This window comes from Citrobacter sp. RHB21-C05 (assembly GCF_013889015.1).
GTDB lineage: Bacteria > Pseudomonadota > Gammaproteobacteria > Enterobacterales > Enterobacteriaceae > Citrobacter_A > Citrobacter_A sedlakii.
In genome coordinates this window covers 2,358,856-2,372,415 of sequence record NZ_CP057611.1, presented here as the reverse complement: position 1 = coordinate 2,372,415, position 13,560 = coordinate 2,358,856, and the positions used below count along the sequence as shown (strand labels likewise).

Below are 13,560 nucleotides of genomic sequence, written 5' to 3'. Positions count from 1 at the left end.
AATGCAAGCCGGGTTGCCAGATAGCAGGTTTCCGTCTTCAATAGTGTGTACAGGCGAAAGATGAGGAGGGGATGTGGCAGAGCAGTTAGAATTTTTTCCCGTCCAGAGTCCGTGTCGCGGCATCTGTCAGTCCGACGAGAGGGGATTTTGTCGCGGCTGTTTTCGCAGCCGTGACGAACGCTTCAACTGGCAGAAAATGAGTGACGCCCAGAAGCAGGACGTTCTGAGGCTGTGCCGCCAGCGCCTGCTGCGTAAATTGCGCGCAAACAAACCCGCAGAGCCTGAAGAACCGCAACAGCCTTCACTCGTTTAACCGACGAATTGTATATACTCGGAACACTTTATTTCACGAGGAAGCAGTTATGGTTCAGCGTACGACAATTGCGCCGCAAGGCCCGACCTTTTCCCGCTTTGTGATGGGCTACTGGCGACTGATGGACTGGAACATGTCCCCCCAGGAGCGAGTAAGCTTTATCGAGCAGCACCTGGAACTGGGTATCACCACCGTCGACCACGCGGATATTTATGGCGGCTACCAGTGCGAGGCGGCCTTTGGTGACGCGCTGAAGCTGGCGCCGCATCTGCGCGAGCAAATGGAGATTGTCACAAAATGCGGTATCGCCACCACCGCGCGGGCAGAAAACGCCCTCGGCCACTACATCACCGATCGTGACCATATCGTGAAGAGTGCCGAGCAGTCGCTGGTCAATCTGGCCACCGATCGTCTGGATCTGCTGCTGATTCATCGTCCCGATCCGCTGATGGACGCCGACGAGGTGGCAGAAGCCTTCCAGCATCTGCACCAGAGCGGAAAAGTACGTCACTTTGGCGTGTCAAACTTTACTCCCGCGCAGTTTACGCTGCTGCAGTCCCGTTTACCGTTCACGCTGGCAACGAATCAGGTGGAGATTTCTCCGGTGCATCAGCCGCTGCTGCTGGATGGCACGCTCGATCAACTTCAGCAACTGCGTATTCGTCCGATGGCATGGTCGTGCCTGGGCGGCGGTCGTTTATTTAACGACGATGCGTTTCAGCCGCTACGTAATGAGCTGGCGGTAGTGGCGGAGGAGCTAAACGCAGAGACGATTGAGCAGGTCGTGTACGCCTGGGTGCTTCGTTTGCCATCGCAGCCGTTGCCAATTATCGGTTCCGGCAAAATTGAGCGCGTCAGGGCCGCCGTGGGATCGGCGTCGCTGAACATGAGCCGTCAGCAATGGTTCCGTATTCGTAAAGCCGCGCTCGGGTATGACGTGCCGTAATCGCTAAATATTGGATTTTCCGTTCAAAATTGCGTCTCTGGTTTACACTTAAGCCAAATGCACACAAAACGGAGGTCCTATGAAACGATTAAGTCTGGCCGTGTTAACCCTGTTAGCCTGTACCGGGGCGCAGGCCGCCAGTGAGAAAGTGGAAATGAATCTGGTCACCGCACAAGGTATTGGGCAATCCATCGGTGAGGTGACCATTAATGAAACCGATAAAGGGCTGGAGTTTACGCCGGATCTGAAAGCGTTGCCGCCGGGCGAGCATGGTTTTCACATTCACGCGAATGGCAGTTGCGAACCGGCGATGAAAGACGGTAAAGCATCTGCCGCAGAAGCCGCGGGCGGGCACTTCGACCCCCACCAAACCGGCAAGCACGCCGGGCCAGACGGTGAAGGGCATTTAGGCGACTTGCCCGTGCTGGTGGTCAACAACGAAGGGAAAGCCGTTATTCCTGTGACCGCATCACGCCTGAAATCCCTCGATGAAATCAAAGATAAGGCGCTGATGATCCACGTTGGCGGCGATAATATGTCCGATCAGCCAAAACCGTTGGGCGGCGGCGGGGCTCGGTTTGCCTGTGGTGTCATTAAATAATCAGGTTGTCAGCGTTCCTTCTGGCGGCGCCTGCTCGAGTTGTGACAGCGAGCAGTGTAGCCGCCAGAGAAGAGCGGCCAGTTCCTGCGCGGCAGGCTGCGGGTGACGCGAAAGCGTTTCGCAGATGCGCAGCAGTTCCGCCAGGGACGCCGCCAGCGGCCGCTGTTGTACGCCGCGCTCGCTCATCACGTCACGCAACAAAGCGATACAGATATCTCTCACCCGCGACAGCGGATCGGAACGCGATTCCCAGGCGCGCAGCTGCCAGACAACGTGTGAACAGTTCAGTAACACCACTCCCCATCGCAGAAGCCAACGCCTCGCCAGCGCGTCCTGGCTGTTGCTTAACTGGCTGACGTGGTGATAAGTCAGCGACTCAAACTCATGTTCGCTGAGTGAGGGGCGACGGCTTAACTGATCGACAAAATCGCGACGCAGCGCGCGGATATGCCGCCGGCTTTTACGCGCATCAGAACCGGGACGCAGAATGGCGAATGCCAGCCATGACAGGGCGACGCCAACAATTTTGGCCGTATTATCGTTAAGAAAATCGGCAAAGTCATAAACGGGCGGGTTCGTCACCGCGATAAATGAGCCCATAAACACAATCAGTTGTCCCCACAGGCCCGCCAGCTTTGGCATTTGCAGTTTGAACAGTTGCATGGTGACGAGTAACGGAAACAGGAACAGCAAAAATTGCCAGAGATCGCTGATCTGAACCATCAAACCAAACTTCACCACAAAGCTGAACAACGACAGTAACACCAGCGTACGCATCAGTAGCGACAGCGATTTAAACGGTGTCGCCACTACCGAATAGAGCACACAACTGATGGCGGCCAGCGTGAGCGCCCCCGAGCCCGATTCCCACTGCGCGCCGATACTCCACGCGCCGATAGCCATTAGCGTAGCGAAGGTGCGCAGGCCGCTCCAGATTGCCTCCGCGCTGTCAGTATGGCGCGCAAGGGCAGGGACCCGCGGGATGCTGATGTGCGCCTGTAGCGTGTCTGTTTCCAGAAGCCGTAGCTGGCGGCTGCTTTGCAGATAAAGACGGCAAAAATAGCGCAGCCGCTGCCAGAAGGCGACGTGACGAAAATCTGATCTATCTGGCGGTGCAAGCGGGGCAAGGATCCTGGCGACGGTATAGCTGTCAGTTTGCGGTCGGGCCAGGGCGAGCAGTAGCGCCTCAATAATCTCCCGGCTATTGGCGGGCGGATTGGGCCAGTTCAGCAACATTCTTCGCAGGCTGGAGATGACGCTGGTGAGACGCAGTTGCTGGTGCAGCAGGGCATTAAGCAGCGCGTTCTGTCGACGAAAGCGGTAATGGCTCCAGAACGCCTGGATACGCAATAAGTTCATCGTCAGTATTTGCCCGATCACCCCTTCGTGAGCGGCGCGAATGGCATCGGTTGTGTCCGGTTGCCACAGCAAACTCGCATGTTCCAGCAGGCGCGCATGCATCTTCTTCAGCGCCGTCAACAGGGCGGTGCCGTCTGAGGTACTGGGCAGGATCATCATCATCATGCCGCCGCATAAAATCCCGACAATCACTTCGCAGACTCGCGCCTGGGCGATATCCCACAGTTGGGTTATTTCGACAATGTTTACCATTGGAAAGGCGATAATCGCCGCCGTGTAGCCCGCCAGTTGAAAGGCGTAAGCGACATTATTGCTGAAATACGCGCAGGCCCAGGTACAAAAGCCGATCCACGCCGCCATGCTAAGCAGAAAAAGCCACGGTTCATTAAGGGTGTGTCCGGCGAGAATCAGCGCTGCGGTAGCGCCAAGCAGGCTCCCCGCGATACGGCCCAGGCTTTTACTGATCACGCCGCCCACGGTCGGGAAGCTGACAACCGCAGCGGAGGTCATCGCCCAGTAGGGTTCATCGAGATTCAGGTAATAGGCAAAGGTCAGCGCCAGGCACATGGCAAGGGTGTTACGCAGCGCATAGCGCCATTGTCCGGCGGTGGCTTTCAGCCATGGCGTATTGCGCAGTGAGAGACGAGGGAGCGTCATTTACTGCCCAATCGCCACACTGCAGGTGGTACCAGAGACAAGCGTCAGGTCTTTCGGCAATGCGTTAAATTCAATCCGCACTGGCACTCGCTGCGCCAGCCGAACCCAGGGCACATTGGGTTTAATGTCTGGCACCAGACCTGAATCACTTTCTACGCTCTGGTCGTAAATAGCACGACCGATACTGGAAACGTGACCCTGTAACTTTACGTTGCCGCTATAAAGCGTTATTTGCGCAGGCGCGCCAGGACGAATGTGGCGTAATTTGGTCTCTTCAAAATACCCCATCACGTAAAAAGAGTGGCTGTCGACCAGCGCAAACAGCGGCTGTCCGGTGGCGGCGAAATCCCCCGTTCGGGTGGAAAGGTTGGTGATCCAGCCGGAAACCGGGGCGCGTACTTCCGTCTGACTGAGCTGCCACTGGGCCTGCTTCAGCGTTGCCTGGGCGACGCCAACGCTTGCTTGCATGGCTTTGACATTCAGGTTAGCCGTGTCAAGCTCCTCGGCGGAGATTACGTTACGGGTTAAATGGCGACGGCGGTTGGCTTCGTTATTGGCTTTAGCCAGATCGGACTGTGCTTTTGCCAGTTGAGCTTGCGCATTGAGCTCTGCGATATGAAAAGGTGTTTTGTCGATGCTGAACAGCAGGTCGCCGGCGTGAACAAACTGGTTATCTTTCACTTTCAGGTCGACGATCGCCCCGGATACCTGCGGGGTAACGCTGACCTGTTCGGCTCTGACTTTACCGTCACGCGTCCAGGGAGACTGCATGTAATAATTCCACATCCACCAACCGGCGAGCACCGCGGCAGTGGCGATGAGGATCGTCGAAAAATATTTTAACGTTTTAAGTGACATAATCAGAACACCACCAACAATAACAGGCCAGCGCAGACGCACAGGGCAAAAAGAGAGAGATCCAGCAACAAAGGATGCCAGTATTCGCCGGAATAGAGGCGGTCGCGCAGAAGGCGATGAATGAACAGCCACAGGATAAAGCCCAGCGCAAAGGCTTTGAAAAGGGGAGGGAAATAAATGGATGCGCCAATCACCATGTCTTGTAAGGGCATTCCCGTTGCATTAAGTGCGATGGTCACAGCAAAAATCCTTTGCGTCAGGTCGCGTTACTACAGGTTTAGCAAAAAAAACCTCAGAACGCGCTTTTTTCGCGTAATGTCTGAAAAATATGTCAACACGTAAGCAAATGCAGCAATACATTTGTTTTAGGAATGCAAATGCTGCACACTATTCTAAAATCAGTATAATATCTTAGCAAGCTAATTATAAGGAGATGAAATTGGAATCGCCATTAGGTTCTGATCTGGCACGGTTGGTGCGCATTTGGCGTGCTTTGATAGACCACCGTCTTAAGCCTCTGGAATTGACGCAGACACACTGGGTAACGCTGCATAATATTCACCAATTGCCGCCCGATCAATCACAGATTCAATTGGCAAAAGCGATCGGCATTGAACAGCCATCACTGGTACGTACGCTGGATCAGCTCGAAGAAAAAGGCCTGATTTCACGACAGACGTGCGCCAGCGATCGCCGGGCAAAACGTATCAAGCTGACTGAAAAGGCTGAACCGCTGATTGCCGACATGGAAGCGGTCATCAACAAAACGCGTGGTGAAATTCTGGAAGGGATTTCAACGCAGGAAATTGATCTGCTGATTAAACTCATCGCCCGACTTGAGCGCAATATTATCGAGTTACAGTCGCGAGACTGAGGTGGGGAGACGTGTGGCCAACCCTGACCACACGTAATTCGTTTAGCGCGGAGAGACGGTAACCTGACGACCGTTGCTTGCCAGCACCACGCGCTGACCCGCAGAGAAACGGGTGTTACCCTGTTTCTGTACGACCATGATGGTATTTCCATCATCCTTACGGATTTCCAGTTCCGCGCCCTGGGTTTTATTCATCGCACCCTGAACGCTCTGGCCTGCGACGCCGCCGGCGACTGCGCCTGCTGCGGTAGCCAGTGAACGGCCCGTACCACCGCCAACGGTGTTACCCAGGAAACCACCGAGAACCGCACCCCCGATCGCACCGATCACGTTTTCATCGTTACCCGCCTGAATCTGAACCGGACGAACGTTTACGATGGTACCGTAAGTGACGTTCTGCACTTGTTTTGCTTCCGAAGCGGTATACACATCACCTGAAAGGCTATCGGTGTTAGCACAGCCCACTAAGGACAGGCCAGCCAGTGAAACGATCAGCACACGTTTAATCATTTAAAATCTCCTGTTCACCATGAAACGCCATCCAGGCATCTCCCATGGTTCAATTATATGGCATTTGTGCGTTTGAGGTCACATATTCTGTCCAGACTAAACAGAAATCATAATAACAGGCTCGTTAACCAACTTTAAACGAACTATTCAGTCAGTTTATTAAACAGGACGCTATACGGAATTTCGGAACAAAACGTTAATGAAGCGTAGCATTGCCCGCGGGTTTATGATGGAGTGTGACGCAAAGTCAGGCTTAATAAGGAACAGGTATGAAATCGGGCCGCTATATTGGCGTGATGTCAGGCACCAGCCTCGATGGTGTTGACGTGGTACTGGCGACGATAGATGACACAATGGTGGCGCAACAGGCGAGCGTGAGCTGGCCGATGCCCGTCGCGCTTAAACACGCGATTCTCGACATTTGCCAGGGACAGCCCCTGACCCTTTCCCGGTTAGGCCAGCTTGATGTGCAACTTGGCCAACTCTTCGCTGACGCGGTTAACGGACTGCTTGCTCAGGAAAAGCTTCGCCCTCAGGACATTGTGGCGATTGGCTGTCACGGGCAGACGGTATGGCATGAGCCGACGGGCGCATTCCCGCATACGATGCAGATAGGCGATAACAACCAGATTGTGGCGCGCACCGGTATCACGGTGGTGGGCGATTTTCGCCGTCGGGATATCGCGCTGGGCGGACAGGGCGCGCCGCTGGTCCCTGCTTTTCATCAGGCGCTGCTGGCGCATCCGACGGAGCGGCGAATGGTGCTCAATATCGGCGGAATCGCCAATCTCTCGCTGTTGATACCGGATCAGCCGGTGCGCGGGCATGACACCGGGCCCGGCAATATGCTGATGGATGCCTGGATCTGGCGGCAGTGTGCGAAGCCATATGATAAAGATGCTGAATGGGCGCGCGGCGGAACGGTAATCATTCCTCTGCTGCAGGCGATGCTCAGCGATCCGTGGTTCGCGCTTCCTGCGCCGAAAAGTACCGGGCGGGAGTATTTCAACTATGGCTGGATTGAACGTCAACTGGCGGCCTTTCCCGGCGTGAAAGCGCAGGACGTACAGGCGACGCTTACCGAGCTGACCGCGGTGACAATTTCTGAACAAGTGTTGCTGAACGGGGGTTGCGACCGTCTGATGGTGTGTGGCGGAGGAAGCCGCAACCCGCTGCTGATGGCGAGGTTGGCTGCGTTACTGCCGGGAACGGAAGTGACCACCACCGATACCGCGGGCGTCAGCGGTGATGATATGGAAGCGTTGGCTTTCGCCTGGCTGGCGTGGCGAACGGTAGCCGGACTGCCGGGTAATTTACCGTCGGTGACCGGCGCGCGCGAAGCGAGTGTGCTGGGCGGGATTTTTCCGGCTAACCCGCGAACTCAGAGTTAACTGAATTTTTCTGGCGGCGTCTGACGTTACAATCGGAACATTAGGGAGGGTATTTTCACCCTCCATGACCAGGAAAGTCTTCAGGATACGGCTATGAAAAAACTCTTACTCCTCTGCCTTCCGCTTATGCTGTCAGGCTGCAGCGTCTATAACCAGTTTGTCGAGCGGATGCAAACGGACACGCTGGAATACCAGTGCGACGAAAAACCGCTAACCGTTAAATCGAATAACACCCGCCAGGACGTTAGCTTTATTTATGATAATAAGCTGCTGACTCTCAAGCAGGGCGTATCAGCCTCCGGCGCGCGGTACACCGACGGCATTTATGTTTTCTGGTCGAAGGGCGACAGCGCCACCGTTTATAAGCGCGACCGCATCGTGTTGAATAACTGTCAGTTACAAAACCCGAAGCGTTGAGATTTTCAACCGGGCGGCGCACAATAGCGCCACCCACTGACAATCCGTAGCGAACACCATGTCTGATAACGACGAATTGCAGCAAATCGCGCACCTGCGCCGTGAATACACGAAAGGTGGCCTGCGTCGCCACGATCTCCCCGCTGAACCATTAACCCTTTTCGAACGCTGGCTGGCTCAGGCATGTGAAGCCAGACTGGCCGATCCCACCGCGATGGTCGTCGCTACGGTCGATGAAAATGGCCAACCGTACCAGCGTATCGTCCTCCTCAAGCACTATGACGGGAAAGGGTTGGTCTTCTACACCAACCTCGGAAGCCGCAAAGCGCATCAAATTGAAAATAATCCGCGCGTCAGCCTGCTGTTCCCGTGGCATATGCTGGAACGTCAGGTGATGGTTACCGGTCAGGCAGAACGGTTGTCGACGCTCGAAGTGATCAAGTATTTCCACAGCCGTCCGCGAGACAGCCAGATAGGCGCCTGGGTCTCTAAGCAGTCCAGCCGAATTTCCGCACGCGGGATCCTCGAAAGTAAATTCCTTGAGCTGAAACAGAAGTTCCAACAGGGCGACGTACCGCTGCCCAGCTTCTGGGGCGGATTCCGCATCAGCATCGAGCAAATGGAGTTTTGGCAGGGTGGTGAGCACCGTCTGCATGATCGCTTTCTCTATCAGCGGGAAAATAACGCGTGGAAAATTGATCGGCTCGCCCCGTAAACCCCGAAAATGTTGTTTTAAGCGCTAGCGCTGCGTGCCCCGGCGCTTTATTCTATAGAGCTTTCGCGTCTGGCGAAAAGTCGTGTACCGGCAAAGGTGCAGTCGTTTTATACATGGAGATTTTGATGGCAAGCAGTAACTTGATTAAACAATTGCAAGAGCGGGGGCTGGTAGCCCAGGTGACGGACGAGGAAGCGTTAGCAGAGCGACTGGCGCAAGGCCCGATCGCGCTCTATTGCGGCTTCGATCCTACCGCTGACAGCTTGCATTTGGGGCATCTGGTTCCCTTGTTATGCCTGAAACGCTTCCAGCAGGCTGGTCATAAGCCCGTCGCGCTGGTTGGCGGCGCAACGGGTCTGATTGGCGACCCGAGCTTCAAAGCCGCCGAGCGTAAACTGAACACGGAAGACACGGTTCAGGAGTGGGTAGACAAAATCCGTAAACAGGTTGCGCCGTTCCTCGATTTCGACTGCGGCGACAATTCCGCCATCGCAGCGAACAACTATGACTGGTTCGGCAACATGAACGTGCTGACCTTCCTGCGCGATATCGGTAAGCATTTCTCCGTTAACCAGATGATCAACAAAGAAGCGGTGAAGCAGCGCCTGAATCGTGACGATCAGGGTATCTCGTTTACCGAGTTCTCCTACAATCTTCTGCAAGGTTACGATTTTGCCTGCCTGAATAAACTTCACGGCGTGACGCTGCAAATTGGCGGTTCGGACCAGTGGGGCAACATTACTTCCGGTATCGACCTGACCCGTCGTCTGCATCAGAACCAGGTGTTCGGGCTGACCGTTCCGCTGATCACCAAAGCCGATGGCACCAAGTTTGGTAAAACCGAAGGCGGCGCAGTGTGGCTGGATCCGAAGAAAACCAGTCCTTACAAATTCTACCAGTTCTGGATCAACACCGCCGATGCCGATGTGTATCGCTTCCTGAAATTCTTCACCTTTATGGATATTGAAGAGATCAACGCGCTGGAAGAAGAAGACAAAAACAGCGGCAAAGCGCCTCGCGCCCAGTACGTGCTGGCTGAGCAGGTGACGCGTCTGGTCCACGGTGAAGAAGGTCTGGTGGCGGCGAAACGCATCACCGAGAGCCTGTTCAACGGGACGCTGAGCGATCTGAGCGAAGCGGACTTCGAACAGCTTGCGCAGGACGGCGTTCCGATGGTTGAGATGGAAAAGGGCGCGGATCTGATGCAGGCGCTGGTGGATGCCGAGCTGCAGCCTTCTCGCGGTCAGGCGCGTAAAACTATCGCCTCGAACGCGATCACCATTAACGGCGCAAAGCAGTCCGATCCGGAGTATGTCTTCGCGGAAAGCGAGCGTCTGTATGGCCGCTACACGCTGCTGCGTCGCGGCAAGAAGAATTACTGTCTGGTGTGCTGGAAGTAACAATAAGTCAGCAGGGGCGTGGGAAACTACGCCCCTTTCTTTTTTCAGGGTTGTGGTAAGCAAAAAATGAAGAATATCCTCGCCATCCAGTCCCATGTGGTTTTTGGACATGCTGGCAACAGCGCTGCGGAATTCCCAATGCGCCGCCTCGGCGCCAACGTCTGGCCCCTCAATACGGTACAATTCTCTAATCACACGCAGTACGGCAAATGGACGGGGTGTGTTATGCCACCGTCGCATCTGAGCGAAATTGTGCAGGGTATCGCCGATATCGATCAGCTCAAACGCTGTGATGCAGTGCTGAGCGGTTATCTGGGATCTGCGGAGCAAGGTGAGCATATTCTGGGGATCGTCCGCCAGGTGAAAGCGGCGAATCCGGCGGCAAAATATTTTTGCGACCCGGTCATGGGCCACCCGGAAAAGGGCTGCATCGTGGCGCCAGGCGTCGCTGAGTTTCACGTTCGTCATGCGCTCCCCGCCAGCGACATCATTGCGCCTAACCTGATTGAGCTGGAAATCCTGTGCGAACATGCGGTGAACAGCGTAGAAGACGCTGTCGCGGCAGCCCGTGAGTTAATCGCGCAGGGCCCACAGATTGTCCTGGTGAAACATCTGGCGCGCGCAGGCTTCAGCATGGAGCGTTTTGAAATGCTGCTGGTAACGGCTGAAGAAGCCTGGCACATCAGCCGTCCGTTGGTCGATTTCGGCACGCGCCAGCCGGTGGGGGTTGGCGACGTCACCAGCGGTTTGCTGTTGGTAAAACTGTTGCAGGGAGCAACCCTTCAGCAGGCGCTGGAACATGTCACCGCGGCGGTGTATGAGATTATGATCGCGACCCGGGAAATGCAGGAATATGAACTGCAGGTGGTGGCGGCGCAGGATCGTATCGCCAGACCAGAGCACTATTTCAGCGCGACCCGCTTATAAGCGGTTGTCGTAACGTAGGCCGGGTAAGCGTTAGCGATACCCGGCTACACAGCCAGTCCGGCTATTTCAACCCTTCCGCCTTAAGCGCCGCGGCAATGGCCGGACGTTCTGCCGCTCGCTGCATATACTCTGCAATATGGTTTAAGCTCGCCATATTCAGCTTCACCGCGCTTGCCCAGCGCAGTACGGTAAAAAGATAGGCGTCGGCAATGGTAAAACGCTGACCGCAAATCCACTGACCCTCTTTGAGTGATTCATCGACGTATTGCAGTTTTTTCTCCAGCAAAGCGCGGACGGCGGGTTTGTACTCTTCTGGCGTATCCGGGCGAAACAGCGGGGTGAAACCTTTGTGCAGCTCAGTAGCGATATAGTTAAGCCATTCCAGCGTTTTATAACGTGAAATACTGCCCACCGGCGCCAACAGTTGGCGATCCGGCACGCTGTCTGCGAGATACTGCATGATCGCCACGCCTTCCGTCAGCAAAGTGCCATCGTCAAGCAATAGCGCCGGAACTTGCCCTTTTGGGTTAACCGCGAAAAAGTCATCGCCGTTTTCCAGCCGCTTTTTCATCAAGTCCACCCCTTCAAGGGTGAAATCTTTGCCGCTCTCGCGAAGGGTAATATGGGAAGCAAGAGAACAGGCGCCTGGCTTATAGAACAGTTTCATCGGTTACTCCTTTCAACTGAGGTTTACCGTATCCTAGTGCGAGAGCGAACAAAAAAAAAGCCGCTAACGCAAAGTTAGCGGCTCTCGTTTGTGTTTCCCTACGTCTTACGCGGTAGCGGTTTTAGACGCTTTCTGGTCGTTGTTGTCGTCCAGAGTCATGCGGTTCAGCTTCGGCGCAGTAAGCAGCATCAGCGCTGCAATAACGGCGGTAGCCACACCAATCTGCAGGAAGACGCGACCGTATACTTCGAGAGACATCAGCGGGTCGGTAACGTTTTCTGGTACAGCCATCATGTTCGCGACGTAACCGCCGATGATATTCGCGCCAGCGGTCGTCAGGAACCAACTCCCCATGATGAAGCCCATCAGACGCTGCGGAACCAGTTGCGCCACCATCGCCAGACCCAGACCGGAGATCATCAGTTCACCGATACTTTGCAGGCCGTAGCAAATAATCAGCCAGTTAACGGAGACGATGCCTGCGTCGGTGGCGAATTTCGCACCCAGCGGCAGCACGAGGAACGCACCGGAGCACAGCACCATACCCAGCGCGAATTTCATCGGCATCGGCAGGGTGTCGCCCATTTTGTTATAGATAGCGGCGAGGATCGGGCTACCGATGATGATCCAGAACGGGTTCAGCGCCTGATACTGTTCCGGCTCGAACGCGATACCCAGAATGGAGTGCTCAACGTTACGGATCGCGAAGAAGTTCAGCGAGGTTGGCATCTGGCTGTACAGAACGAAGAAGATGATCGCTTCCAGCATCAGAATGAAGGCGACAATCATTTTGCGGCGTGCCGCGCCCTGCATGGAAAAGGCTTCTTTCGCAAAAATAATCACGATACCGAGGGCGATCACGCCCAGCGCCATGCGCGCGATTTCCTGGTTGTGAAGCAGCCAGGTCGCAACGGCGATCAGCGCGACAACGCCAACAATGGTCAGCAGCAGGTTGCGATAGTTGACAGGCTCGAAGTCAGGTTTCGAACCGTAGTTTTTCACCCAGCGCTGGCAGAAGGCGAAGTTAACAACGGTGATCAGCATACCGACAACGCTCAGTGCAAACGCGGTGCTCCAGCCGTAACGCGCAGCCAGCCATGGTGTCGCCAGCATGGAGAAGAATGAACCGATGTTGACGGACATGTAGTACATGGTAAATGCGCCATCAAGACGCGGGTCATCTTTGGCATAGCAGGTAGACAGCAGGGAAGACGGGTTGGCTTTAAACAAGCCGTTACCCACTGCAATGGCTGCCATCCCCATATAAACGATCCCGGCATCGTGACCGGACCAGGCGACCAGCGCATAACCAATAGCCAACACGATCGCACCAAGCATAATCACGCGCTTGGTGCCCAGTACTTTATCCCCTAACCAACCACCAATGGCGACCAGACCGTAAACCAGGGCGCTAAAGGAGGAGAACAGGGTGATAGAATCCGCTTCAGACATACCCAGTTGTTTAACCAGGTAAACGGCCATGATCCCTTGCAGGCCGTAATAACCAAAACGCTCCCAGAGCTCAATCGAGAAGATGAGATAGAACGCTTTCGGTTGTTTGAAAGCGTTCAGACTGACGCTTTCCGTTGGTTTATTGTTTGCAGTAGACACTTATACCTCTTTTTTTACATCCCATATTAACGGGGGTGTTCTGTCACGTGATGCGTCTTACGCAGCCGTGAAATTGTTATAGTGGGAGGGGAAACGGCAAGTAATGTTCACTATCTTGCACTTTCAGACAAGCCCTTTGTAATAATCTGTTACATATATCTGAAGTGGTGAATTCATCGGGCATGAGAAATGTTATCCAGCGTTAAATTTCTTTAATCGTAAAAAGGCAGATTTTTACGCTAATAAGGAGGGCGTGAAAGGGGCCTGTGGCAATATGTTCTGCTATTTGACGATTAAGGCAGTGATATAGGCCA

Annotated in this window: 14 protein-coding genes and 1 pseudogene; 9 read left to right on the top strand and 6 right to left on the bottom strand. The window is 54.7% G+C overall.

Annotated elements, in window-relative coordinates; all coding sequences use genetic code 11:
• Positions 1-73: 73 nt before the first annotated feature.
• The 3 genes from HVX72_RS11355 (at position 74) to sodC (ending at position 1,860) form a co-directional block, all read left to right on the top strand.
• Complete coding sequence (locus tag HVX72_RS11355) at positions 74-313, top strand: DUF1289 domain-containing protein (protein ID WP_181821390.1); 240 nt, start codon at positions 74-76, stop codon at positions 311-313.
• Positions 314-362: 49 nt separating this feature from the next.
• Positions 363-1,259 carry an aldo/keto reductase family oxidoreductase gene (locus tag HVX72_RS11350; RefSeq protein WP_181821389.1) on the top strand — a complete coding sequence of 299 codons (897 nt, stop codon included), beginning with the start codon at positions 363-365 and terminating at the stop codon, positions 1,257-1,259.
• A gap of 79 nt (positions 1,260-1,338) precedes the next feature.
• Complete coding sequence (gene sodC, locus HVX72_RS11345) at positions 1,339-1,860, top strand: superoxide dismutase [Cu-Zn] SodC (protein WP_042282781.1); 522 nt, start codon at positions 1,339-1,341, stop codon at positions 1,858-1,860.
• Here the strand turns inward: sodC and HVX72_RS11340 are convergent.
• The 3 genes and pseudogenes from HVX72_RS11340 to HVX72_RS11330 form a co-directional block, all read right to left on the bottom strand.
• Positions 1,803-3,876 (bottom strand): annotated as a pseudogene (locus HVX72_RS11340) (FUSC family protein). The gene sodC and the pseudogene HVX72_RS11340 sit on opposite strands and share 58 nt — an antisense overlap.
• Entirely contained in the window at positions 3,877-4,734 is an 858-nt protein-coding gene (locus HVX72_RS11335) for an HlyD family secretion protein (RefSeq protein ID WP_181821387.1), read from the bottom strand. It abuts the pseudogene before it with no gap.
• Positions 4,735-4,736: 2 nt separating this feature from the next.
• Complete coding sequence (locus tag HVX72_RS11330) at positions 4,737-4,973, bottom strand: DUF1656 domain-containing protein (protein WP_120714876.1); 237 nt, start codon at positions 4,971-4,973, stop codon at positions 4,737-4,739.
• Positions 4,974-5,167: 194 nt separating this feature from the next.
• On the opposite strand from HVX72_RS11330, the gene slyA reads away from it, so the two are divergent.
• The gene (slyA, locus tag HVX72_RS11325; RefSeq protein ID WP_082636795.1) at positions 5,168-5,608 is read left to right on the top strand and encodes a transcriptional regulator SlyA; all 441 of its coding nucleotides are present in this window, start codon (positions 5,168-5,170) and stop codon (positions 5,606-5,608) included.
• A gap of 42 nt (positions 5,609-5,650) precedes the next feature.
• Here slyA and slyB read toward each other — a convergent pair whose 3' ends face one another.
• Positions 5,651-6,118, bottom strand: a complete 468-nt coding sequence (gene slyB, locus HVX72_RS11320; RefSeq protein ID WP_181821386.1) for an outer membrane lipoprotein SlyB — start codon at positions 6,116-6,118, stop codon at positions 5,651-5,653.
• Positions 6,119-6,387: 269 nt separating this feature from the next.
• Here slyB and anmK point away from each other — a divergent pair, with 269 nt between their 5' ends.
• The 5 genes from anmK to pdxY all read left to right on the top strand — a co-directional run bounded on the left by anmK (position 6,388) and on the right by pdxY (position 10,968).
• The gene (anmK, locus tag HVX72_RS11315) at positions 6,388-7,509 is read left to right on the top strand and encodes an anhydro-N-acetylmuramic acid kinase (RefSeq protein ID WP_042282790.1); all 1,122 of its coding nucleotides are present in this window, start codon (positions 6,388-6,390) and stop codon (positions 7,507-7,509) included.
• A 93-nt stretch (positions 7,510-7,602) separates the two neighbouring features.
• Complete coding sequence (gene mliC / locus HVX72_RS11310) at positions 7,603-7,926, top strand: C-type lysozyme inhibitor (protein ID WP_042282791.1); 324 nt, start codon at positions 7,603-7,605, stop codon at positions 7,924-7,926.
• 58 nt (positions 7,927-7,984) lie between these two features.
• Positions 7,985-8,641, top strand: a complete 657-nt coding sequence (gene pdxH / locus HVX72_RS11305; RefSeq protein WP_181821385.1) for a pyridoxamine 5'-phosphate oxidase — start codon at positions 7,985-7,987, stop codon at positions 8,639-8,641.
• Between the two features lie 125 nt (positions 8,642-8,766).
• Positions 8,767-10,041: a tyrosine--tRNA ligase gene (gene tyrS / locus HVX72_RS11300; protein ID WP_181821384.1), complete on the top strand. Its 1,275-nt coding sequence runs from the start codon at positions 8,767-8,769 to the stop codon at positions 10,039-10,041.
• Between the two features lie 66 nt (positions 10,042-10,107).
• Positions 10,108-10,968, top strand: a complete 861-nt coding sequence (gene pdxY / locus HVX72_RS11295; RefSeq protein ID WP_042282799.1) for a pyridoxal kinase PdxY — start codon at positions 10,108-10,110, stop codon at positions 10,966-10,968.
• A 61-nt stretch (positions 10,969-11,029) separates the two neighbouring features.
• Here pdxY and gstA read toward each other — a convergent pair whose 3' ends face one another.
• Together gstA and dtpA are read right to left on the bottom strand one after the other, a co-directional pair.
• Complete coding sequence (gstA, locus tag HVX72_RS11290; protein ID WP_181821383.1) at positions 11,030-11,635, bottom strand: glutathione transferase GstA; 606 nt, start codon at positions 11,633-11,635, stop codon at positions 11,030-11,032.
• A gap of 105 nt (positions 11,636-11,740) precedes the next feature.
• Positions 11,741-13,246, bottom strand: coding sequence for a dipeptide/tripeptide permease DtpA (dtpA, locus tag HVX72_RS11285; protein WP_042282802.1), 1,506 nt, complete (start codon positions 13,244-13,246; stop codon positions 11,741-11,743).
• Positions 13,247-13,560 lie beyond the last annotated feature (314 nt).

Excerpts from the sequence above, each read along its gene's own strand:
- HVX72_RS11335 (WP_181821387.1), bottom strand. The coding sequence starts at position 4,734 with ATGTCACTTAAAACGTTAAAATATTTTTCGACGATCCTCATCGCCACT.
- slyB (WP_181821386.1), bottom strand. The coding sequence starts at position 6,118 with ATGATTAAACGTGTGCTGATCGTTTCACTGGCTGGCCTGTCCTTAGTG.
- gstA (WP_181821383.1), bottom strand. The coding sequence starts at position 11,635 with ATGAAACTGTTCTATAAGCCAGGCGCCTGTTCTCTTGCTTCCCATATT.
- anmK (WP_042282790.1), top strand. The coding sequence starts at position 6,388 with ATGAAATCGGGCCGCTATATTGGCGTGATGTCAGGCACCAGCCTCGAT.
- pdxY (WP_042282799.1), top strand. The coding sequence starts at position 10,108 with ATGAAGAATATCCTCGCCATCCAGTCCCATGTGGTTTTTGGACATGCT.
- tyrS (WP_181821384.1), top strand. The coding sequence starts at position 8,767 with ATGGCAAGCAGTAACTTGATTAAACAATTGCAAGAGCGGGGGCTGGTA.
- HVX72_RS11350 (WP_181821389.1), top strand. The coding sequence starts at position 363 with ATGGTTCAGCGTACGACAATTGCGCCGCAAGGCCCGACCTTTTCCCGC.
- mliC (WP_042282791.1), top strand. The coding sequence starts at position 7,603 with ATGAAAAAACTCTTACTCCTCTGCCTTCCGCTTATGCTGTCAGGCTGC.
- sodC (WP_042282781.1), top strand. The coding sequence starts at position 1,339 with ATGAAACGATTAAGTCTGGCCGTGTTAACCCTGTTAGCCTGTACCGGG.
- pdxH (WP_181821385.1), top strand. The coding sequence starts at position 7,985 with ATGTCTGATAACGACGAATTGCAGCAAATCGCGCACCTGCGCCGTGAA.
- slyA (WP_082636795.1), top strand. The coding sequence starts at position 5,168 with ATGAAATTGGAATCGCCATTAGGTTCTGATCTGGCACGGTTGGTGCGC.